Raw genomic sequence first — 20,613 nt, 5'->3', positions numbered from 1 at the left:
GATGGCCAAACGCAGACGACTGACCGCACCGGATGCTGCCGAAATCGAAGCGTTGGACGAGGGTTTCGCCGCGAAACCGAGCGTGAATCCGTTCGACAACAGCCAGAATAACGCGCCACCCATTGCCAAGGTCTCGGCAGAAACCGCAAAGCTGCGGGGAATGGCGGCTGTTACGGATCGGGTTGAAATGGCCCGCGACAAGGCCGACGCCAACAAATGGCGTGACGCCGAAGGGGCCGGGCAGGCCGTGCATCAGATCCAGCTGGAGGACATCGACCGCGACTATTTGCGGCGAGATCGGATGCAGTTGGATGAGGACGAGCTGCAAGAGCTGATCGCCTCCATCCGCACCAACGGATTGCGCAGCCCGGTCGAAGTGGTGGCTCTTGACGAGGGGCGCTATGGTCTTGTGTCCGGCTTCCGGCGACTGGAGGCTTTTGCGCGACTGAACCGTAGCGAAGACGGGTTCGATGCGATCCCGGCCTTCCTGCGCCAGGGTACTGACAGCGCCGACGCCTATGTCTCGATGATCGAGGAAAATGAGCTGCGCGCCAATCTGACGCCCTATGAGCGGGGCCGGATTGCAGTTCTGGTGACGGGGCAGGGGGTCTTCGCCTCGATCGAGGAGGCCGTGGACACGCTCTTTGCTGCCGCCTCGAAGGCCAAGCGTTCAAAGGTGCGCAGTTTCGCCGCGGTTCACGAGGGGCTGGGGGATCTGTTGCGGTTCCCAAATGCCATGTCGGAAAAGGCGGGGCTGAAACTGGCCGCTGCGTTGCGGGCTGGCGGGCAGGGCGCCCTGCGCAAGGCGCTTGGCAGTGCGCAGCCGGACAGTGACCGGGCCGAATGGCGGGTGGTCGAAGCGGCCTTGGCAGATCTGGACGCAACGCCCAAGGACAAGGCGCGCGGTGGACGTCCGCGACAGGTGACCCGGCTGAAGGCCCGCACTCTGGCGGGCGGTGGCGATCTGTCGGCAGAGGTGTCGCCCTCGGCGGTCCGCATCGACCTTAAAGGGCGTTCACTGGATACGCAGAGCGTGGATGCCTTGCTGCAGCTGATCGAGGCGCATTTGCAGTCCGATACCTAGGCGGAGGACTGATCGGAACGGGGCAGGGCGGTCTGAGGCCGCCCGCGCCAGTCGGGACGCGATCAGCTGGTCCGCAGCGGCACAAACCCCAGCACCAGAAGACAGCCCGCAGCGACAAGGCCGAACAGCCAAAGATGGCTGCGTGGGCCTTCCATCTTCCAGACCGTGCGATAGCGATATCCGGCCAGGCAGGCGATCACGAATAACACGGTTGCGCCGGCTGGCGTCAGCGTAAGATCAGACAATTTGGTCTCCCTTGTCGGAACACATTTACTCGGGCGAGATTTGTAATACCGTATAAGGTGATAAAGAGAGGGAACGCCATGCCTGCTTCATATACTCCGAAAACACGGGGCGACGAAACGCTGGACAAGAAGACCAGCAGCCAGACGCTGGACACCAACATGTCTGCCGCACGGGCAACGGTTGGCGATGTCCTCGCCAACAAGCGTGGTGATCTGTTCTGGATCAACCCGCAGGATACCGTGGCCAAGGCCGTGGAGGTTCTGCGCGATAAGGGAATCGGTGCGCTACTGGTCAAGAACCCGCAAGGGGATCTGGTCGGGATCCTGTCAGAGCGGGATATTGTGCGTCGTCTGGCGGATACTCCGGGCAAGACGCTGCCACAGACGGTAGAGGAGCTGATGTCCACTGATGTGATCACGGCGACACCGGATCAATCGGTGGTTGAGGTGCTGCGCCTCATGACAGATGGCCGGTTCCGCCACATGCCGGTGCTCGAGCAGGAGCAGCTTGTTGGCATGATCACCATCGGCGACGTCGTGAACTTCCGTCTGACTGCGCTGGAGTACGAGGCGCTGCAGCTGAAACAGTTGATTGTGGGGTAGGGGCCTCGGTCGCGCTGAGGTCATCGCACCTCAATGCAAGAAGGCCGCCCTTTGAAACAAGGGCGGCCTTCCTCTGTCAACTGTGATCTGCGGTTCTGCTTAGGCGGAGGGTCCGCCCTTTTCGCCAACATCCCAGAACACGCCCGCCATGACCCGCAGTGCATCGCGGCAGACTGGCTTCAGAACATGCTCGTTCGGCGCATGCTGCGAGCAGCCGCGATAGGAGTGCGGCACCCAGATGGTCGGAACCTCAAGAATGTCGGTGAAACTGTCGTTGGGCAGCGACCCGGCAAGGTTCGGCAGCACATGCAGATCGCCCGAGGTTTCGCGGATCGAATTGCCCACGAACTGTGCCCAAGGATGCTCGGGGTCGAGCCGTGTGGCGGCAAAGAACCCGCGATCATGGCAGCGGATTTCCACGTTCTGGAACCCATGCGCGTCCAGATGACGGCGGAGGGCAGGGACCACGTCCTCAGGCTCAGTGCCGACCACATAGCGCAGCTGACAGGTCGCGCGCGCCCAGCCGGAAATCGCGTTGACCGGGGCGTCCGGCACGCCGGAGACCATCGCCAGCACGGTAAAGCTGTTCCAGCCGAACACACGTTCCGCCGGGGTCAGGTCTTCTTCGCCCCAGTCGGGGTTCACATCCGGGCCTTGTCCGCCTGAAACGGGCAGATCCTTCAACGCGGCGCGCACGCTGTCTGTCAGGCTGTCGGGGCGCCATTCCGGAACCTTGATCTGGCCACGCACATCGGTGATCGAAGCCAGCGCATGGGCCAGGATCATCGCCGGGTCGGACAGCAGGCCGCCCCAGTTGCCGGAGTGATGCGCGCCCTCATGGGTTTCCACCACCAAATCGAACGTCGTCCCCCCGCGCGAGCCCATGAACATGGTGGGGACCTCGGGTTGCAGGCGGGGGCCGTCTGAGGCGATCAACACGTCCGCCGTCAGCCGGTCCTTGTAGGTCTTGAACACCTCCGGCAGGCCAACAGAGCCAACTTCTTCGCTCATCTCCAACACGATACGCGTGTTGAAACCGAGGTGACCCCGCTCTGCGACCACCGCCTCAAGAGCTGCGATATTGATCAGATGCTGGCCCTTGTTGTCCGCCGTTCCGCGTCCATAGAGCCGGTCGCCTTCTTCGACGATTTCCCAAGGCGAAAGCCCCTCGCGCCACATGCCCTCCTGGCCCAATACAGCGTCGCCATGGCCATAGGTGAGCACGGTCGGAAGGTCATCCCCTTCGACCCGCTCCCCGATCAGGAGCGGCCCGCCGCGCGGATCGGGATTGTCGATGATCTCGCAGGCAAAGCCCAAGGCGATCAGGCGCGGCAGCATTGCTTCCTTCAGGTAGCGCAGGCATTCGCTGCGGGCGTCGGGCGCGTCATTCTGGCTCTCGCTGCGATAGGTCACGAGATCCGCAAGGTCAGATTGGAATGTTCCGGCCTCGTAATAGTCAGTCACGCGGGAAATGGCGGCGTCGCGGGTCATAGGTCGTCCTCGGATATTGCGTCACCCCAGGGTGACATGATTTCGGTGCAGCCGCTGTTGGCGCCATCCTTGCGCATCACGCCTGCGGGGCAGGCGAAGGCATAGGGGGAGACGGTCCGCCGGGTGGTCTGCGTTGGTTTTTCGTCCGATAGGGCTGAAATCACCTCTGTCGGCAGCGTTTCGTCCGCGATGATCTGCGCGCCGCCTGACATGTCGATGCGCGGCGTGTGAAAGGCCTGTTCCACATCCATTTCGCCATCGACGACAAAAGACGCCAGCTGCGACACGGCCGAGACGATCTTGCGCCCGCCAGACGCGCCAAAGGCAAAGCGCGTGTCGCCGCGTTCACCCAACACCGGGCAGACGTTCATCAGGCAGGCCTTGTTCGGCGCGAGGGAGTTCGGGCGGCCCTGTTCGGGGTCAAACCACATGATGCCGTTGTTCATCAGGAACCCGGTTGAGGGCGACACAACCCGGCTGCCAAAGATCGACAGCAACGTCTGGGTGTGAGTGACCATGTTGCCGTCCCGGTCCACGACGGAGAAATGCGTGGTGCAGCCGGGGGCCTCTGGCACTTCCCCGTCATCGCCCATCTTGCCGAGCCGCTCTGCATAGGCTTGGTCGAGAGCGCGGGCGTAGGCCACATAGGTTGCGGCAGGCGTCGAAAGATCCGCGGTTTCAAGCTGTTCCATCACGCGGGCGAAGGTCGGGCCCGCCGTCAGGCCCGGCATCACGTGAAAGCGCGCGTCGCGGTAATCGACAGGGCGGGCCGCGCCCATCCAGGCGGAGTATCCGGCGAGATCTTCTGCGGCGAGGCAACCGCCCTTGTCCTGAACATCCTGCGCCATCGCCTGCGCCAGATCGCCCTCGTAGAAACTACGCGGGCCAGCCTCGGCCATATGCGCCAGCGAGGCGGCCACGCGGCTCTGGTCGAGCCGATTATCGGGGATCGCGGTCCAGCCAGAGCCCTTGGGCCATGTGCCATCGTCAAGGAACATCGCAGCCGCGTCGGGATCCTTGGCCAGATTGCGCGCGGTCGAGGCGATCAGCAGCGCTGCATACCAGTCGACAAGCATTCCCTCGCGGGCATGACTGACAGCGGGTGCCAGAAGCTCCGCCCATGGCATACGGCCCCAGCGAGCGTGCGCCTGGCCAAGACCGTCCACGGTGCCGGGCACGGCGATTGCCGTCGCGCCCTCGACGTTGCGATCCTCGACCACGCGTTCCCAGGGGAAGAGATCCCCGGCCTTGCCATCGCCAGACAGGGGATAGTCGTTTATATTCAACCCCTTCGGCGACCTCATGCCGAAGTTGATCGCCACCGCCTCGCCAGTGTCCGCGCGCCAGTGGATCGCGGCGCCACCACCGGCTGGGCCGCTCATCCAGGGTTCCAGAACCCCGACGACAAAGGAGGTCGCGACGGCGGCATCAACGGCATCCCCGCCAGCGCGCAAGACTGCGGCACCCGCTTCGGCAGCCTGACGGTGCTGGGAGGCGACGACGCCGCCCGCGGTTTCGATGACATGCTTGCGGGTGTGCTGTGTTCTCGACAGTGCGCTCATGCGGCATCCTGACGTGTCATCGGGCTCTCCGGGTCGTGGAGGTGGCATTCCACCCGGCCATGTTCGGTCTGGATCGGACGGGGGGCGACTGTTTTGCAGTGCTCCGTCGCCAGTGGGCAGCGCGGGTGAAAGGCGCAGCCCGAGGGCGGGTTGATCGGGTTCGGATAGGCGGTGCCAAGGGCGGTTTCCGGCACGCCCAGCCCCGGCTCCGGGGTCAGGACCGAACTCAGCAGAGCCTTGGTGTAGGGGTGCTTGGGGGCCTCAAACAGCTCTGCCACAGGCGCCTCTTCGACGATCCGGCCAAGATACATGACCGCCACCCGTGTCGCCAGATGCTCCACCACCGCGAGGTCGTGGCTGATGAACAGATAGGTCAGGCCAAACTCGCGGCGCAGCTCGCCCAGCAGGTTGAGGATCTGGCTTTGGACAGACACATCCAGCGCCGAGGTTGGCTCATCGCAGATGACGATCTCGGGCTTCATCACCAGCGCGCGCGCAATGGCGACCCGCTGACGCTGACCGCCGGACATCTGGCTGGGGTAGGTGTTCATCACCCGCTGCGGCAGACCGACGATGTCGAGGATGTCCTTCACCGCCTTGGTCTGGCTGGCGGTATTGCCGATCTTGTGCACCCGCAGCGGCAGGGAGATAATATCGTAGATCGACTTGCGTGGATTGAGTGAGGAATAGGGATCCTGAAAGATCGGCTGCAGGCGTCCGGCCAGACCGCGCCGATCAAGGGTTGCCATCGACTCCCCCTCAACAAGCACATCGCCGGACGTGGGTTTTTCCAGTCCCAGCAATAGTTTGGCCAATGTGGACTTGCCACATCCGGATTCCCCAACCAGCCCCAGCACCTCGCCCTTGCCGAGCGAGAGCGTGACATCGTTGACGGCTGTCAGCGGCTTGCGCGGGCCAAACATGCCTTGCTTGACGCTGTAGGTTTTCTTTACTCCGTCCAGGGTCAGAACATCACTCATGCGACCTCTCCTTCTTCGGACAACGCGCCGTCGGGGTGGACGCATTTGAACTCATGGCTGGCGTCGCCTCTGAGCGGGATTGCTTCGCGACATTCGGGGCGGGCATGGGCACAGCGGGTGCGGAACACGCAGCCGCTGACATCGCCGATCAGCGACGGCACAATGCCGGGAATGGTGCCAAGGGGCGCGCCGCGTTCGGTTTTGCCCGGCTGCGGGATGCAGCGCAGCAGACCGCGCGTGTAAGGGTGGCTTGGTGCGGCAAAGACCTCTGATGCAGGGCCTGTCTCGACCAGCTCACCCGCATACATCACCGCAACCTTGTCGGCGACACGGGCCACGACGCCCAGATCATGGGTGATGAGGATCATCGCCATGTTCATCTCGCGGGTCAGATCCACCAGGAGCCGCAGGATCTGCGCCTGAATGGTTACATCAAGGGCGGTTGTCGGCTCGTCCGCGATCAACAGATCCGGCTCGCACATCAGCGCCAGCGCGATCATCACCCGCTGACGCAGACCACCGGACAGCTGGTGGGGGTATTGCGACAGGCGGCTTTCGGCGGCAGTGATGCCGACCTTTTCCAACAGCTCCACCGCGCGGGCGCGGGCCGCCGCCTTGCTGACCTTGCGGTGCAGCAAAAGCGTCTCGGTCAGCTGATCGCCGATGGTATAGGCCGGGTTGAGCGAGGTCATAGGCTCCTGAAAGATCATCGCGATCCGGTTGCCGCGCAGATCGCGCATCACCCTGCGGTTGGCCTTTTGCAGGTCGATATCGTCAAACCGCATCTCGTCGGCCTGGCGTTTGATGGACTTGCCCAGAAGCCCCATCACCGCCAGCGAGGTCAGGGATTTGCCCGACCCGCTTTCACCGACGATCGACAGGGTCTCGCCGCGTTTGAGGTCAAAGTCGATGCCGCGCACCGCTTTCAGCGTGCCGCTGCCGGTGGGGATGTTGAGGGTCAGGTTCTTTACGGAAAGAAGCGTATCAGTCATGGCTCAGCTCCGTCCTTCGGGGGCGGTGACGTCACGCAGACCGTCGCCCATCAGATTGATCGCCAGCACCAGCACAAACAGCACGGCACCGGGAATGAGAACGAGCCATGGCTCGAACAGCATCATGTTCTTGCCTTCGCTCACCATCAGGCCCCAGGAGGGGGTAGGGGGCTGCACACCAAGGCCGAGAAAGCTCAGCGCCGCTTCGAGCAGGATGGCGTGCGCCATCTCCAGCGTGATCACGACGATCAGGTTGTTGAAGATATTCGGCATGATCTCGGTCAGCAGAATGCGCGGGGTGGAAGCGCCGATCACCTGCGCAGCGGCCACATAATCGCGGCGGCTGACCTGCAGGGTGGAGGCGCGCATGACCACGGCAAAGCGGTCCCACAGCAACAGGCCCAGCACGCAGACCACCACGGTGAGCGAGCCGCCGAGGATGGCAACCACCGCAAGGGCCACCAGCACCACCGGCATCGCGAGACGCACGTTGATGAGGAAGGTGACAACCGCGTCGACCTTGCCGCCGAAGTAGCCGGCCGCGACACCCATCGCGGTGCCGATCACGCCGGAAATCAGCGCAGCCACCGCACCGATCAACAGCGACACGCGGGCGCCGTAGATCAGGCGCGACAGGTAGTCCCGGCCCAGATGGTCGGTGCCCAGCGGATGTTCCCAGGTGCCGCCCATGAAGACAGGCGGAACCATGCGGTTCATCAGGCTTTGCGCATAGGGGTCATGCGGGGCGAGCACCGGTGCCAGAATGGCGATCAGTACCAGCAGGCCGACAACGCCCATGCCGAAGAGCAGCCCCTTGTGCCCAAATGCGCGCAGCTTGAGCATCTGGCGTGGAGAGGGGCCTTGGATTTCTTGGTAGAGAGGATCAGTGGAGTCGGTCACGTCAGGAACTCCGCATTCTGGGGTCAAGCCAGGCGTTCAGAACGTCTGCGAGAAAGGTGAAGACGATGTAGAACATCGAGAAAACGAGGATCAGCGCTTGCACGGTGGGCAGGTCGTTGCGGGCAATGCTCTCCCAGGCGAGGAAGCCTGCGCCATGCAGGGCAAAGACCGATTCCACCACGATGGAGCCGCCGAGCATGAAGCCCATCTGGACCGCAGCCAAGCTGACCACCGGGATGATCGCATTGCGCAGGGCGTGTTTGAACAGCACCCGGCCTTCGCCGGCGCCTTTTGCGCGTGCGGTGCGGATGAAGTCCGAATTCAGCACGTCCAGCATGCCGGCCCGCGTCAATCGCATGATGGCGGGCATCGCGTAGTAGCCAAGCACGATGGTCGGCATGATGAAATGCCGCCAGGTCGCCGCGCCAGAAGGCGGCAGCCAGCCGAGCTGAATGGCAAACACAACGATCAGAATGAGGCCAAACCAGAACGACGGCATCGCCTGACCGGCAACGGACAGGAACAGCGCGACGCGGTCGATGAGGGAGTTGGGACGGATCGCAGCAGCCACGCCAAGAGGAACGGCGGTGAGGAGGGCAAACAGGATACCACAGACCCCCAGCAGCATGGTCACTTGCAGACGCTCTGCGATCAGGCTGGCGACGGGCAGTTTGAAATAATAGCTCTCGCCAAAATCGCCCTGCACGGCCGAGAACAGCCATTCGCCGTATTGCACCAACATGGGGCGGTCAAAACCATAGAGGCGGCGGATGGCCTCGACATCTTCGCCGCTGGCGGTTTCGCCAGCCAGGGCGGCTGCAGGATCTCCGGACAAGAACAGCAAGGAAAAACTGATGAAGCTGACGGTCAAAGCCACTAGCAAAGCCAGGCCCAGTCTCTTCAGGATGAATGGAAGCATGAGGTACCTCGGGCGTCAGGCACTATAGGCCCGCGCATCTGGGGATGTGTCGTGTGAGGAGCGTGTCGGGAGGAGGGTGAGGGGCGCGGGGCCCCTCACCAGAGGCAGATCAGTTCCAGGACATGTCCACGAACCGCAGCACCTCGTCGGCAGTCGGCGTGTAGCTCACGCCGCCGGTGAAGACGTAGTTGGTGTTGTAGCTGAACATCGGTGCCCAATAGGCTTCCTTGGTGATCTTCTTCAGCGCCTTGGTGTAATTCTCGATCCGCTCGTCCGGGTTGGTGGAGCTGTCGGCCACGTCCAGCCACTCCAGCACTTCATCGTCACGGGTGCTGTCGAGCGAGCCGTGCTTGAAGAACTGGCTGACCATGGCGGAGGCGTCGTTGATCGAATAGCTGCCCCAGGTCTGGAACGACAGCGGCACTTCGCCTTTCATGTTCAGCTCGCGCAGGGCGGAGTACTGAAGCATCTTGAAGTCGGTGTCGATGCCGACCGCGTTGAGGTAGGACGAGATCGCCTCGGCGTACTGACGGTCGCGATACGCATAGAACGGCGTGCTGAACCCATCCGGATAGCCAGCTTCGGTCAGCAGTTCCTTAGCCTTTTCAGGGTTGTAGTCATAGGTGGTCACATCCTGCACGCAGCCGAACTGGCTGGGGAAACAGGGGGTGTTGATGACTTGGCTCGACCCTTGCAGCAGCGCTTCGACCAGTTCTTCGCGGTTGATCGCGTAGTTGACCGCCTCGCGCACCTTGGCATTGGTGAAAGGGTTGTCCTCGCCGGAGCGACCCGCGGAGTCCATTTGCAGATAGCCCACGCGCATGGTGGATTCATTGGCAACGGTGAACTGACCCATCTCGGCCAGCTTCTCGGCCTGATCCGCAGGCACCTGCCAGATCAGATCCAGTGAGCCGGAGAACAGCTCTGCCATCTGGGTGTTGACGTCAGGAATGGTGCGGATGTCGATTTTGTCGATTTCCGGCTGACCCTTGGGGCTGTCGTGGTAGTTTTCATTCTTTTCCAGCACGAAATGCTGTCCCGGAACCACGTCGGTCACTTTGTAGGGGCCGGTGCCAACGGGTTTCAGACCCATGCCGGAGGGGCCAGCCTCGGCATAGTATTCATTCGGGTACATGGACACGGGGCCGGAGAGGAATTCGATCGCCGCCGGGAATTTGTCCTTCAGCAGGATGCGCACGGTATAGTCGTCGACTTTCTCTGCCGACTTCATCCAGTTTACGTTGCGCTGCGTCTTCACGCCGTTTTCTTCCTTGGCGACGTAGTTGACGGTGTAGACCACGTCATCGGCGTTGAAGGGTTCGCCATTGTGGAACGTGACCCCCTCGCGCAGCTTCAGCTCCAGCGTGGTGTCGTCGATCCATTCCCAGCTGGTGGCCAGGTTGCCGATGTATTCGTTGGTCTTCGGGTCGCGGTAGATCAGACCGTCCCAAACGGCGCGCTGCATCACGACCCCTTCGCGGGAGGAGTTGAAGTAGCTGTCGACGTTTTCCAGCTCTTTGGTGAACGCCACGTTCAGGGTGCCAGACGCCTTGTCCGCAAGGGCGGGCATGGCGGTGGTGGAGGCCAGCGTGAGCGCGACGAGCGCGGAGCGGGTAAAGGAGAGATCAGTCATTTCATTTCCCTGTACTATACGTTGGAATAGTTGCAGTATCATTATTTGATACTTATGATCGCTATTTAACTATCATACTCAGATGCTGACGGTATCCGTCAAGTCTTTGTTACATCCGTGTTTTCGGGACCCGGCAGAAATGGAAAAAGATGTTGGAAAAGAAGCAGAATCCGCTGTTCGTCGGCACCTTGGCCAAAGGGTTGCGTCTGCTGCGAGCGTTTGACGAATCACATGTTTCCCTGTCTCTGGCTGAATTGGTCACCCTCACCGGTCTGGAGAAAAGTGCGGTACAGCGCATGGCGCATACGCTTCATCAAGAGGGGATGCTGGAACGGGATCCGGGCACACGTCGCTATCGGCCCAGCCATGCCTGGCTGGAGCTGGCCTATGCCTACTACTGGTCGGATCCGCTTATTTCCCGGGTGCTTCCAAAGCTGGTGGAGTTCAGCCGTGTTCATGGCGAGACCGTGAACCTGGCGCAGATTTCCGGCGATCACATCATCTACTCGCTGCGCCTGCCCAACCAAAGGACCCAGTTCGCGGCCAGTATCGTCGGGCGTCGCGTGCCAGCGCTTGGTACAGCGTCCGGGCGGGTGATACTGGCAACCTGGTCTGACGATGAAGTTGCACATGCGTTGGAAACCTGGCCGATCCGGGCGGCGACACCAAAGACCATCACCGACCGCGGGGCCATTGCCGACGGTATCGCCTGCGCGTCGCAGGACGGCTATTCGATCACGCAGGGTCAGATGATGCTGAACGAAATCAGCCTGGCGGTCCCGATTGTCGGCATCGACGGTCGGGCCAATGCGGCACTGCAAGTTGCCGTCTCCAGCCACAGTTTTGATATCGAGCGGGTGAGGGAGGAGTTGCTGCCAGCCTTGCTCGACACCGCGAGCGGTATTCCCGGCTGACGTCTAGGGTTTTGGTGGTGCGCCGTGCCGCAACAGATCGCGTAGGGCGGATTCCGTCACTGGTTTTTCCAATCGTCCGGGCCCGGTTGCCGTGCGCAGGGCGGCAGGCATCCCGGCGATGCTGCGCGTTGACATGACGATCAACCGACAGGTCGGGTGCTGCGTGCGGGCAAGATGCAAGAGATCCCAGCCTGAGGCGCCATGGTCGAGGTTGAGGTCGCTCAACACCAGATCAACGGCGCTCAGGCGGGTGATTGCAGCTGCCCCCTCGGCAAAGGTTTCTGCGCGCAGTACGGTAAAACCCAAACCTTCCAGGACCTGTGCCGCCGATGAGAGATAAGCCGGATCATCGTCCACCACCACCGCCGTGCCACTGACCAAGGTGCTGGCAGAGAGGTCCACGGGCTGCTCCAGGGGCGGAAAGCTGAGGTGGACCTCGGTGCCTTCATCTACGGTGGAGGACAAGGACAGCCGCCCACCGGACTGATGGACGAAACCATCCACCATCGACAGGCCGAGACCAGTGCCGCTGCCATCGCTGCGATGGGTGAAAAACGGTTCGGTGGCATGTTGCAGCACCTCGGGCGACATGCCGCAGCCATCGTCGCGGATGCGCAAGCATGCGCCGCCATCGGGATTTTCCGTCACGGTCACATGGATCTGCCCGGCGCCATCAATGGCCTGACCCGCGTTGACGCACAGGTTGAGGATCGCGCTTTCCAACTGGCCGGGGTCGACCCGCGCCAGCACCGGTTCTGCCGCCAAATCGAACGCCAGCTCGACGGTTTCGGGCAGCGCGATTTCGAGCAGATCTGCCATGCCCTCCACCAATAGACCGACATCTGTCACCTGTGGCTCCAGATGTTGTTTGCGGGCAAATGCCAACAGGCGTTCGGTCAGCGATACGCCCAGATCCAGCGCTGCGCCAATGCGATCGCGGATGCGCTCTGCGTCCTCGTTCGAGGCCGCGGACATCAGATGCATGTTGCCGGAGATGCTCGACAGGATATTGCCGAAATCATGGGCAACCTCACCGGTAACTTTCCCGAGCGTTTCCACGCGGCGGATCTCTTCCAGCCGTTCGTCAATGCGCTTGCGTTCAGTGGTTTCCGACAGAAGCCAAACCGCGCCGCCATCGGGCAGGGGGGAATGGCGCAGCTCCAGCACATGGCCGGAGGCATCGACGTATTCTTCAAAGCCACCCCGCTCGCCCGCGCTGGCCTGACGGGTAAAGGCAGAGCGCGCAATGAGGTCCTGCATGTCGGCTGGCGCGTTGGGCTGGTCCTCTGTTGGCAGCCGTAGAAGGCTGCGCAGATTGTCGTTTTCCGCCTCGATCTGCCCACTGGCGGCGGAAATTGCGACACCGTCCTTGATGTTGCGAAAGACACGGGAAAACAGCGCATTCTGACGCCGGATTTCTCCGGTGCGGCGGTCCAGTTTGCGGGCGTTGTCGCGAAACACCTGAAACGCGGCATAGAGCTGGCCGATCTCATCATCCGACACGCGGGCACGGGGCAGGTCGCTGCGGTGGTCCCCTGCCGCCAGCGTGCGCATCGCATCGGCGATGCGGCGCAGGTTACGTGCGACATAGCGCGACACATAAAGCGCTGAGGTCACGGCAACCAGAAGGCTGACCAATGTCAGCGCGAGAAAAGAGTTCTTTGCGATGCCGAGGTTGTTTGACGTCTCGGTTCGGGCCTGTGACAGACGGGCCTCGGCTTGGGCGACTTTTTCCTCGGCATAGGTGGTGATGCGGCCTGCCTGCTGGCGAATGCGAAACAGGGCGTTCTCTGCATCAAGCTGGGCTGCGATTTTTCGATGTTTAAGGGCAAACAGCCCCTCGCTGCGGCGGACGGCGGCCTGAATTTCCGCAAAAGTCGCCTGGTGAGCCGGCATCAAGGCGGGTTCGATCCTGTCTCGGGTGGTTGTGTAGCGGCGGGTGAATTCCCCCAGTTCGATCAGCGCGTTTGCACGACCCGCACCGATGGCACTGGCGGTCAGCTGTTGAAGTTCGGCCCAGACCTCGCGTTCCGGCAGTGGCAGGGAGGTATCTCCGGACAGGCGCCGTACGCGCTGGTTCAATCGCAACATGTCGCGGTCTATGGCGGTGAGGGCGGCGATGCGTGCGGTTTGCGGCACCAGCGCTGAGGTCAAATCGTCAATTGCCAGCCGCAGCCGCGCCAGCGGCAGGTCGAGTGCGGGGTCATTGGCCGCCTGTTCCTCGATGCTGCGGAGGTTCTGCAAGACGCTCTGTGCCTCTTGCTCCAGCTGGAAGGGCGGAAACAGCGCGTAGAGAAAGGGCGCGGAGGTTGCGAGATCCGCGGAGCGCCGCGACAGTTCCAGCGCGTCGGAGACTTCGGTCAGCGTGTCCTGATGCAGGACGTTCATCCACAGTTCGGTCCGGTTCAGCACGCGCATCCCGATGAGGCTGACCAGCAGGATCAAGCCAAACAGCACGGCGATGGCGGCGGACAGGCGAAAGCGAATGCTGAGACGAGAGAGGATGGACATCGGATGCAGGGCTCAGTTCGGTGACAGGTGGAACACATAGCCCTGTGACCTGCGCGTGAGCAAATGCACCGGCTTTGATGGCACCGCTTCGATCTTGCGACGCAATCGCAGGATCAGCACGTCGATGGTGCGATCCACATAGCGCTGCATGTCGGACCCCAGCTCCTCCAGCAACTCCGGGCGGGGAATGGTGCGTTCCGGGTTGCGTGCAAAATACTCCAGCAGACGGTATTCCGCATTGGTCAGCGGTATTTCATCGCCCGACTGATCCAGCAACCGGCGCGATTGCAGGTCGATGCGCAGGCTGCCAAAGGCGATTTCCTGACCCGGGGCAGGGGCGGGCACCCGCTGGCTGCCCAAGCCATAGCGCCGCAGCACCGCACGGATGCGGGCGACCAGCTCACGCGGGTTGAACGGTTTGATCAGATAATCATCCGCGCCGGTTTCCAGCCCGATGATCTTGTCGATCTCATCACCAACGCCCGTCAGCATGACGATCGGAATCTCGTAGCGCTCCCGGATGTGGATCGCCAGGGTCAGACCGGATTCACCCTGAAGCCGCAGGTCAATCAAGGCCAAATCCACCGGCGGCGGGTCGCCAAGCGCAAGAAAGGCCGCGATATCAGGACAGCAGACCGGAGCGAAACCGCTGTCGCGCATCAGGGCGGACAGGGTCTCGCGCACGTTCGGATCATCGTCCACGATCGCGATGAGTGGCTCTGACTTGCCTGACTGCATTCCTGCCTCCTCCTCCTGCTCTGACCGGGGGTGCGCGCCTGCTGTTGTGGCACAGATGTCAAAAAACGCTAGCAGCTCAAAAGGCCTGCAACGGCATTTGAAACATTGTTAACATGAAAGCCGGGTTCCGGCTGTTTCATTAACATAACCTGCCTCGCTTCGGATGGCAGGTGGTCACTATCCTTTCTTCACCAGCGCCGTGACGGGTGGGAGACCGTTCCACCACTGGCGTTAAAGGGAGGAAAACATGGTAAAATTCTGGACCCGTGCCACGACGGCACTGGGCGTTCTGTCGATGAGCGCCGTGGCTGCAACTGCGGCAGAAGATTGCGCTGAGCGTGGCGCGTTGGATGTGCTCTACTGCGATGCAAACGGCGACCTGGTGGCCGATACGCCCACCGATCCGGCAGAACTGAGCAACCCCGACACGCTGGTGTTTGCCTATACGCCGGTCGAAGATCCCGCGGTCTATGCCGACATCTGGGAGCCCTTCATCACCCATCTGGAAGAGGCGACAGGCAAGGACGTGCAGTTCTTTGCCGTGCAGTCGAACTCTGCCGAGGTTGAGGCGATGCGCTCCGGTCGTTTGCATGTGGCAGGCTTCTCCACCGGGCCGACACCGTTTGCGGTGAACCTTGCCGGTGCGGTGCCCTTTGCGATCATGGGCGCGGCAGATGGCCAGTTCGGCTACAAGCTGCAGGTCTTCACGCAGGCCGACAGTGACATCAAGGAAGTGAAGGATCTGGCGGGCCGTCGTGTTGCGCATACCTCGCCGACCTCGAACTCGGGCAACCAGGCGCCGCGCGCGCTGTTCCCGGATCTGGGCGTAGAGCCGGACAAGGATTACGAGGTGGTCTATTCCGGATCGCATGACCAGTCGATGCTGGGTGTGGTCACGGGCGACTATGACGCGGCGCCGGTGGCGTCCGAAGTGGTCGACCGTATGGCAGAACGCGGTCTTTATGACACCGCTGACGTGCGCAAGATCTGGGAGAGCGATCCGTTCCCGACCACCTCCTTCACGTTGGCACATGATCTTGATCCGGCACTGGCTGACAAGATCAAGGACGCCTTCTTCTCCTTCGACTTTGCCGGCACCAAGCTGGGCGATGAGTTCGACGGCGTCAGCAAGTTCATTCCGATCACCTACAAGGATCAATGGGCGGTCATCCGTCAGATCCAGAAGTCCAACGGCGTGGAATACACACCGCAGGGCCTGGCCGGAAACTGATCCACACATCCCGTCCCGGTCGGCGCAGCAGCCGACCGGGGCTTTTCGCGGCTTCCCGCGTGTGTTCGCCTGTCGGACCGCGTGGCAGAGGCGGGGCCGCGCATTGTCCGAGAGGCCGCTATGCTTAAAATCTCCAAATTGACCAAACGCTACGGATCCGGTGATCCGGTGTTGAAAGAGCTGGACCTGACCGTCGAGGGCGATCAGCTGACGTCCGTCATCGGGTCATCCGGTGCGGGCAAGAGCACGCTGTTGCGCTGTATCAACCGCCTGGTCGAACCCACCTCCGGCTCCGTTGATCTGAATGGCACGGAGTTCACCACTTTGAACCGTCGCGAGCTGCGCGCCGCCCGCCGTCGTATCGGCATGGTGTTTCAGAGCTTCAACCTGATCGACCGTCTGACGGTGATGGAGAATGTGCAGTCCGGGCGGCTTGGCTACATCTCGACCTGGGCGGCGCTGACGCGGCGCTATCCCCGTGATGACATCCGCCACGCCTACGAGCTGATGGAGCGGGTTGGCATCGCACATTATGCCAACAAACGCGCCGATGAACTGTCGGGCGGTGAGCGTCAGCGGGTCGGCGTGGTGCGCGCCTTGATGCAGCGCCCCGAAATCCTGCTGGCGGATGAGCCGACCGCGTCGCTTGACCCGAAAACCTCGGAACAGATCATGTCGCTGCTGCGCGATCTGGCAAGCGAACTGAAACTGCCGGTCATCATCAACATCCACAACGTGACCGAGGCCAAGGAATACAGCGACCGTATCGTGGGCATGCGCTACGGGCGGATCATCTTTGACGATCTGCCGGCACAGCTGGGCAAGGCGGAGATGGACGAGATCTACGCCGGGGTTCCGGCAGAGGATCGCGCGCAGGTCGGGGCGGCGGCATGAGCGAGGTCAGAGATACCTGGCGCAAACCGCCCTTCATCGCCAGCCCGCTGTTGCGGTATGGGCTTTATGCTGCCGTGGCGATCTACTTCGTCTTCACGTTGGTCACGCTGCCGATCGACTGGGACCGGGTGGCCGACGGCATGACCCGGGCGCAGCGCATTTTCAGCGGTGCCTTCCCGCCGAGTTTTGAACGCTCCGGCCTACTGATTGACGGCTTTCTGGAGAGCCTGAAGATCGCCATTCTGGCAACCGTTGGCGGCATTGCCCTGTCGGTGCCACTGGCGTTCATGGCTGCAAGCAACATCTCGATAAAGCCGATCTACTTTCTGGGTCGTGGCATCATCATCGTTGCCCGCAGCTTTCACCCGGTGATCGTGGCGATCATCTTTGTGAAGGCCGTTGGCTTTGGCCCGTTTGCCGGGGCGTTGACCTTGGTGGTTTATTCCATCGGATTTGTCGCCAAGCTTCTGGCCGAGCGGATTGAAGAGATCGATTTTGGTCAGGTCGAGGCGATGCGTGCCGCGGGGGCCGGTTTCATCCCGACGCTGGCCTACGCGGTGATGCCGCAGATCATGCCCCGTCTGGTCGGTCTTGGGATCTATCAGCTGGACAGCAACTTGCGCGCATCTGCCGTGGTCGGAATTGTCGGCGCGGGCGGGATTGGTGCGACATTGGCGAATGCCTTTGGTCGCTATGACTATGACTTTGCACTCGCCATCACCATGGTCATCGTGGGCGTGATCCTCGTGTCCGAGGCAGTGAGCGGATTTGTCAGGAAGCGGATCGCATGATGAGCACTCAACCTTTGCAAAACACGCTTGACCACTGGTCTCGATTCACCTTGCGTCAGCGCCTGATGCGCTATGGCGGCCTGGCCCTGACCCTGTTGGTTGTCAGCTGGGCGCTCAGCAGCATCGACGTGATCTGGGCCTGGGTCTGGGATGCGCCGTCGCAGATGGGCGACCTGTTTGGCCGCATGATGCCGCCGGATCCCTCGAACCTGCCGTCGATCCTCGAGGCGATCTGGCAGACCGTCAATATTGCCACGCTGGCGACGATGATCGCGGTGGTGGTGTCCTTGCCGGTGGCCTATATCGCCGCGCAGAACACCACGCCAAACAAGGCAGCACTGTGGGTGGGGCGTTTCATCCTGGTGTCATCCCGGTCCGTGAACACCATCATCTGGGCGCTATTGTTCGTGGCGATTTTCGGCCCCGGTATCGTGGCCGGTATCGTCGCGATCATGTTCCGGTCGATCGGGTTTCTGGGCAAACTGCTGGGCGAGGCGATCGAAGAGATTGATCGCAAGCCGGTAGAGGCGCTGGAGGCCTGCGGCGCGTCGCGCTTCAAGGTGGTGCTCTATGGGATCGTGCCTCAGGTGATGCCCGCGTTCTTTGCCGTGGCGATCCTGCGCTGGGATATCAACCTGCGGGAATCCACCGTTCTCGGCCTTGTTGGTGCGGGCGGTATTGGGATGATCCTGCAGGGGGCGATCGACACCTTCAACTGGCCCGAAGTGTCGATGGTTTTGCTGACCATTCTGGCGTTGGTTGTTTTTGGCGAGGTGGTGTCGTCGTATCTGCGCAAGAAGATCCTCTGACGGGCGCCGGCCTGCAGTTATGAAAGAGGGCTCCGATCATGTCGGGGCCCTTTGTCATTTTGCGCCGCTTCGGGTCTGCCATCTGAGAGGCACAGTGGCCGGGTTTCAGGACGCGCCCATCTGAGAGCCAAGCTCGGATGTCTTAGGCACCACGAGGCTTTCGGCGAGGCTGTGCACCAAGTCACGGGCGTAGGCCTCCGCCTCTGGTCGCGATTTTTTACCGCGCAATAGCTTTGCAAAGCGGCCGCCTTTTTCCAGTGAAAGATCGCTCAGGATCAGAAGCGCCATCTCTTGCAGGCGATGCAGCACCTGCGCGCTTTCATCATCCGTCAGGCCCTGAACCAACGAGGCCGGGAGCTGCGTTTCAGCCAGCATGGATTTCAAGAGAGGACCGTGTTTCGACTGCTCCGCGTGATTGAGGGCGGTTTCCACAACGCCGGCCATTTCGGCGCAAAAGATCTCGCGCTCGACCAGCGCGGCTTTCTCGCTATAGCCGATTTGGCGCAGGACGTGAATTTCGCCTTTGGCTGGAGTCTCGGTAAGCAGCAACCCGTCGAGCTGCAGTTCAACGGCGATGGGATCGCCGTAGGTCCGCCGAAGATCGCACCCTTCGCAGAACAGCACCAATTGCCGCATATCCGCCGCTGACAGATCGCACGACATCCGGCTGATGCCCGTTGTGCCATCCGCCTTATGCGTCAGTGAAAACCGCCCGCTGCCATCTTCGCGCGTGGTCAGAACAAGGATCTTTGAAGTCATGCGCAGCAGTTACGTCGAAGCTGCAAGCGGTGCAAGCCGGGGTGCGCGAGCAGGTCGAAGGCATCGGCGCGGAGTTGCCAGCATTTGAGTCTTTTCACTGTGCGCGCCCTTGGTCGCCGGGCAGTGAGCGCAAGGCGTCTGGCCGCTTCCCTTTTGTCGCACAGTTGTATAATAAGGTTTCATGCAGCGGTGCTCCGGTCTGCGAAATCTGGATTACGAAAAGGTTGTTCACATGAGGACCACATCCATCACCCAACGTCTGGCGGGCCTTGGTGGCGCCAAATGGGATCTGCATCTGGCGGCCCGCGAACGGCTGGAGCGCGGCGAACAGATCATCGAGATGACGATCGGAGAACCGGATGTGCCCTTGCCGGGCGTGATGGCCGAGGCCGCAACCCGCGCGCTGGAGGCCGGGCGTACGCAGTATTCCGACGGTCGCGGTGAAAACGGTTTGCGTCGCGCCTTGGCCGAACACTACACCGCGAGACGCGGGCGTGAGTTCAATGGTGATCACGTCCTGTGTTTTCCGGGCACTCAGACGGCGCTCTACGCGGTCATGCAAGGGGTGGCCGAAGCGGGTGATGAGGTGCTCGTCGGTGATCCGCTTTACGCAACCTACGAGGGGGTCATCCGCGCCACTGGTGCGACGATGGTGCCCGTACCGCTGCGGCCCAAGCATGGATTTCGCATTCAGGCGGAGGATATTGCCGCGCGGATTACCGACAAGACCCGCGCGATCCTGCTCAACACGCCGCATAATCCCACCGGTGCCATCCTGCAGCCGCAGGATGTGAAGGCGATTGCCGAATTGGCGCTGAAGCATGACATCTGGATCATTTCGGATGAGGTCTATGAAGATCTGGTCTTTGAGGGTCACGCGTTCTTGTCGCCCCTGTCGCTGCCGGAGATAGCCGATCGCAGCATTGCGGTGTCGTCGATCTCGAAATCTCATGCGGCACCGGGTATGCGCAGCGGTTGGGCAATTGGGCCGAAAGCCTTCATGGAGGCGCTGCTGCCGGTGTCGGAAACCATGCTCTTCGGCAACCAACCGTTCATCGCGGATATGACGGAACAGGCCGTGCGGCAGGGCTCGCCCGTGGCACAGGGGATGCGCGAACGCTTTGCCAGACGGGCGCACTACCTTGCAGACAGGCTCGAAGCGGAGACTGCCCTGCGTGTTCACCGCCCAGAGGCGGGCATGTTCGCGCTTGTGGATGTCAGCCCGCTTGGCATGGATTGCGATACCTTTGCCTGGGCGCTGTTGGAACAGGGCGGCGTTGCGGTCATGCCCGGCTCGTCCTTCGGCGACTGTATGCGCGACTGGGTGCGTCTGGCCCTGACCATTGATGACGCGGAAATGACGCAAGCGGTTGATCGTATTTCGGAGTTCGCCCGCACACGCTCCGCTGCGGCAGAGTAACGCCCGGCCTGCGATCTGGCAGATACAAAGCAACCTGTAGTGATTGCGGCAACGGGGCAGGGGGCTTATAGCCTCCTGATCCGTGCGGACATGTCTCGCGCGGGGCATGTGCTGTGTCGTGTCCTGCAGAAATGCAG

The 20,613-nt window shown here is 61.9% G+C and carries 19 protein-coding genes; 8 read left to right on the top strand and 11 right to left on the bottom strand.

What is annotated here, in order from left to right; genetic code table 11:
* Position 1: 1 nt before the first annotated feature.
* Entirely contained in the window at positions 2 to 1,084 is a 1,083-nt protein-coding gene (locus tag CLV89_RS16030; RefSeq protein WP_106164674.1) for a ParB/RepB/Spo0J family partition protein, read from the top strand.
* A gap of 62 nt (positions 1,085 to 1,146) precedes the next feature.
* Here CLV89_RS16030 and CLV89_RS16025 read toward each other — a convergent pair whose 3' ends face one another.
* Entirely contained in the window at positions 1,147 to 1,329 is a 183-nt protein-coding gene (locus CLV89_RS16025; RefSeq protein WP_106164673.1) for a hypothetical protein, read from the bottom strand.
* Positions 1,330 to 1,407: 78 nt separating this feature from the next.
* Between CLV89_RS16025 and CLV89_RS16020 the strand changes: the two genes are divergently transcribed.
* Positions 1,408 to 1,932, top strand: coding sequence for a CBS domain-containing protein (locus CLV89_RS16020; RefSeq protein ID WP_106164672.1), 525 nt, complete (start codon positions 1,408 to 1,410; stop codon positions 1,930 to 1,932).
* Between the two features lie 99 nt (positions 1,933 to 2,031).
* Here the strand turns inward: CLV89_RS16020 and CLV89_RS16015 are convergent, their stop codons facing one another.
* From CLV89_RS16015 to CLV89_RS15985, 7 genes are all read right to left on the bottom strand, one after another.
* Positions 2,032 to 3,423 (bottom strand): M20 family metallopeptidase, encoded by a 1,392-nt coding sequence (locus tag CLV89_RS16015; protein ID WP_106164671.1) that lies wholly within the window; start codon positions 3,421 to 3,423, stop codon positions 2,032 to 2,034.
* Positions 3,420 to 4,985, bottom strand: coding sequence for a gamma-glutamyltransferase (locus tag CLV89_RS16010; protein ID WP_106164670.1), 1,566 nt, complete (start codon positions 4,983 to 4,985; stop codon positions 3,420 to 3,422). Before CLV89_RS16010 ends, CLV89_RS16015 begins: the two co-directional genes overlap by 4 nt.
* The gene (locus tag CLV89_RS16005) at positions 4,982 to 5,965 is read right to left on the bottom strand and encodes an ABC transporter ATP-binding protein (protein WP_106164669.1); all 984 of its coding nucleotides are present in this window, start codon (positions 5,963 to 5,965) and stop codon (positions 4,982 to 4,984) included. The genes CLV89_RS16010 and CLV89_RS16005 overlap by 4 nt, the downstream gene beginning before the upstream one ends.
* On the bottom strand, positions 5,962 to 6,957 hold the full coding sequence (locus CLV89_RS16000) for an ABC transporter ATP-binding protein (protein WP_106164668.1): 996 nt from the start codon (positions 6,955 to 6,957) through the stop codon (positions 5,962 to 5,964). The genes CLV89_RS16005 and CLV89_RS16000 overlap by 4 nt, the downstream gene beginning before the upstream one ends.
* Positions 6,958 to 6,960: 3 nt before the next feature.
* Complete coding sequence (locus CLV89_RS15995) at positions 6,961 to 7,857, bottom strand: ABC transporter permease (RefSeq protein WP_106164667.1); 897 nt, start codon at positions 7,855 to 7,857, stop codon at positions 6,961 to 6,963.
* Between the two features lies 1 nt (position 7,858).
* Positions 7,859 to 8,776: an ABC transporter permease gene (locus CLV89_RS15990; protein WP_106164666.1), complete on the bottom strand. Its 918-nt coding sequence runs from the start codon at positions 8,774 to 8,776 to the stop codon at positions 7,859 to 7,861.
* A gap of 109 nt (positions 8,777 to 8,885) precedes the next feature.
* The gene (locus tag CLV89_RS15985; RefSeq protein ID WP_106164665.1) at positions 8,886 to 10,409 is read right to left on the bottom strand and encodes an ABC transporter substrate-binding protein; all 1,524 of its coding nucleotides are present in this window, start codon (positions 10,407 to 10,409) and stop codon (positions 8,886 to 8,888) included.
* A 149-nt stretch (positions 10,410 to 10,558) separates the two neighbouring features.
* Here CLV89_RS15985 and CLV89_RS15980 point away from each other — a divergent pair, with 149 nt between their 5' ends.
* The gene (locus CLV89_RS15980; RefSeq protein ID WP_243395040.1) at positions 10,559 to 11,323 is read left to right on the top strand and encodes an IclR family transcriptional regulator; all 765 of its coding nucleotides are present in this window, start codon (positions 10,559 to 10,561) and stop codon (positions 11,321 to 11,323) included.
* A 3-nt stretch (positions 11,324 to 11,326) separates the two neighbouring features.
* Here CLV89_RS15980 and CLV89_RS15975 read toward each other — a convergent pair whose 3' ends face one another.
* Together CLV89_RS15975 and CLV89_RS15970 are read right to left on the bottom strand one after the other, a co-directional pair.
* Complete coding sequence (locus CLV89_RS15975) at positions 11,327 to 13,834, bottom strand: ATP-binding protein (RefSeq protein WP_106164664.1); 2,508 nt, start codon at positions 13,832 to 13,834, stop codon at positions 11,327 to 11,329.
* A 12-nt stretch (positions 13,835 to 13,846) separates the two neighbouring features.
* Positions 13,847 to 14,572 (bottom strand): response regulator transcription factor, encoded by a 726-nt coding sequence (locus tag CLV89_RS15970; protein ID WP_106164663.1) that lies wholly within the window; start codon positions 14,570 to 14,572, stop codon positions 13,847 to 13,849.
* Positions 14,573 to 14,819: 247 nt separating this feature from the next.
* Here CLV89_RS15970 and phnD point away from each other — a divergent pair, with 247 nt between their 5' ends.
* From phnD to phnE (CLV89_RS15950), 4 genes are all read left to right on the top strand, one after another.
* The gene (phnD, locus tag CLV89_RS15965) at positions 14,820 to 15,803 is read left to right on the top strand and encodes a phosphate/phosphite/phosphonate ABC transporter substrate-binding protein (protein WP_106164662.1); all 984 of its coding nucleotides are present in this window, start codon (positions 14,820 to 14,822) and stop codon (positions 15,801 to 15,803) included.
* Positions 15,804 to 15,923: 120 nt separating this feature from the next.
* Positions 15,924 to 16,697, top strand: coding sequence for a phosphonate ABC transporter ATP-binding protein (phnC, locus tag CLV89_RS15960; protein ID WP_106164661.1), 774 nt, complete (start codon positions 15,924 to 15,926; stop codon positions 16,695 to 16,697).
* Positions 16,694 to 17,488: a phosphonate ABC transporter, permease protein PhnE gene (phnE, locus tag CLV89_RS15955; protein WP_106164660.1), complete on the top strand. Its 795-nt coding sequence runs from the start codon at positions 16,694 to 16,696 to the stop codon at positions 17,486 to 17,488. Before phnC ends, phnE (CLV89_RS15955) begins: the two co-directional genes overlap by 4 nt.
* Positions 17,485 to 18,297 (top strand): phosphonate ABC transporter, permease protein PhnE, encoded by an 813-nt coding sequence (gene phnE / locus CLV89_RS15950; RefSeq protein ID WP_106164659.1) that lies wholly within the window; start codon positions 17,485 to 17,487, stop codon positions 18,295 to 18,297. The genes phnE (CLV89_RS15955) and phnE (CLV89_RS15950) overlap by 4 nt, the downstream gene beginning before the upstream one ends.
* 105 nt (positions 18,298 to 18,402) lie before the next feature.
* On the opposite strand, the gene CLV89_RS15945 is transcribed toward phnE (CLV89_RS15950), so the two are convergent.
* A complete protein-coding gene (locus CLV89_RS15945; RefSeq protein WP_106164658.1) occupies positions 18,403 to 19,056 on the bottom strand; it encodes a hypothetical protein in 654 nt (217 codons plus the stop codon).
* A 232-nt stretch (positions 19,057 to 19,288) separates the two neighbouring features.
* On the opposite strand from CLV89_RS15945, the gene CLV89_RS15940 reads away from it, so the two are divergent.
* Positions 19,289 to 20,476, top strand: coding sequence for a pyridoxal phosphate-dependent aminotransferase (locus CLV89_RS15940; protein WP_106164737.1), 1,188 nt, complete (start codon positions 19,289 to 19,291; stop codon positions 20,474 to 20,476).
* Positions 20,477 to 20,613: the final 137 nt, after the last annotated feature.

Source organism: Tritonibacter scottomollicae, assembly GCF_003003215.1.
Classification (GTDB): Bacteria; Pseudomonadota; Alphaproteobacteria; order Rhodobacterales; family Rhodobacteraceae; genus Epibacterium; species Epibacterium scottomollicae.
The sequence above is the reverse complement of the archived record's forward strand: the minus strand, read 5'-3'. Positions and strand labels throughout refer to the sequence as shown.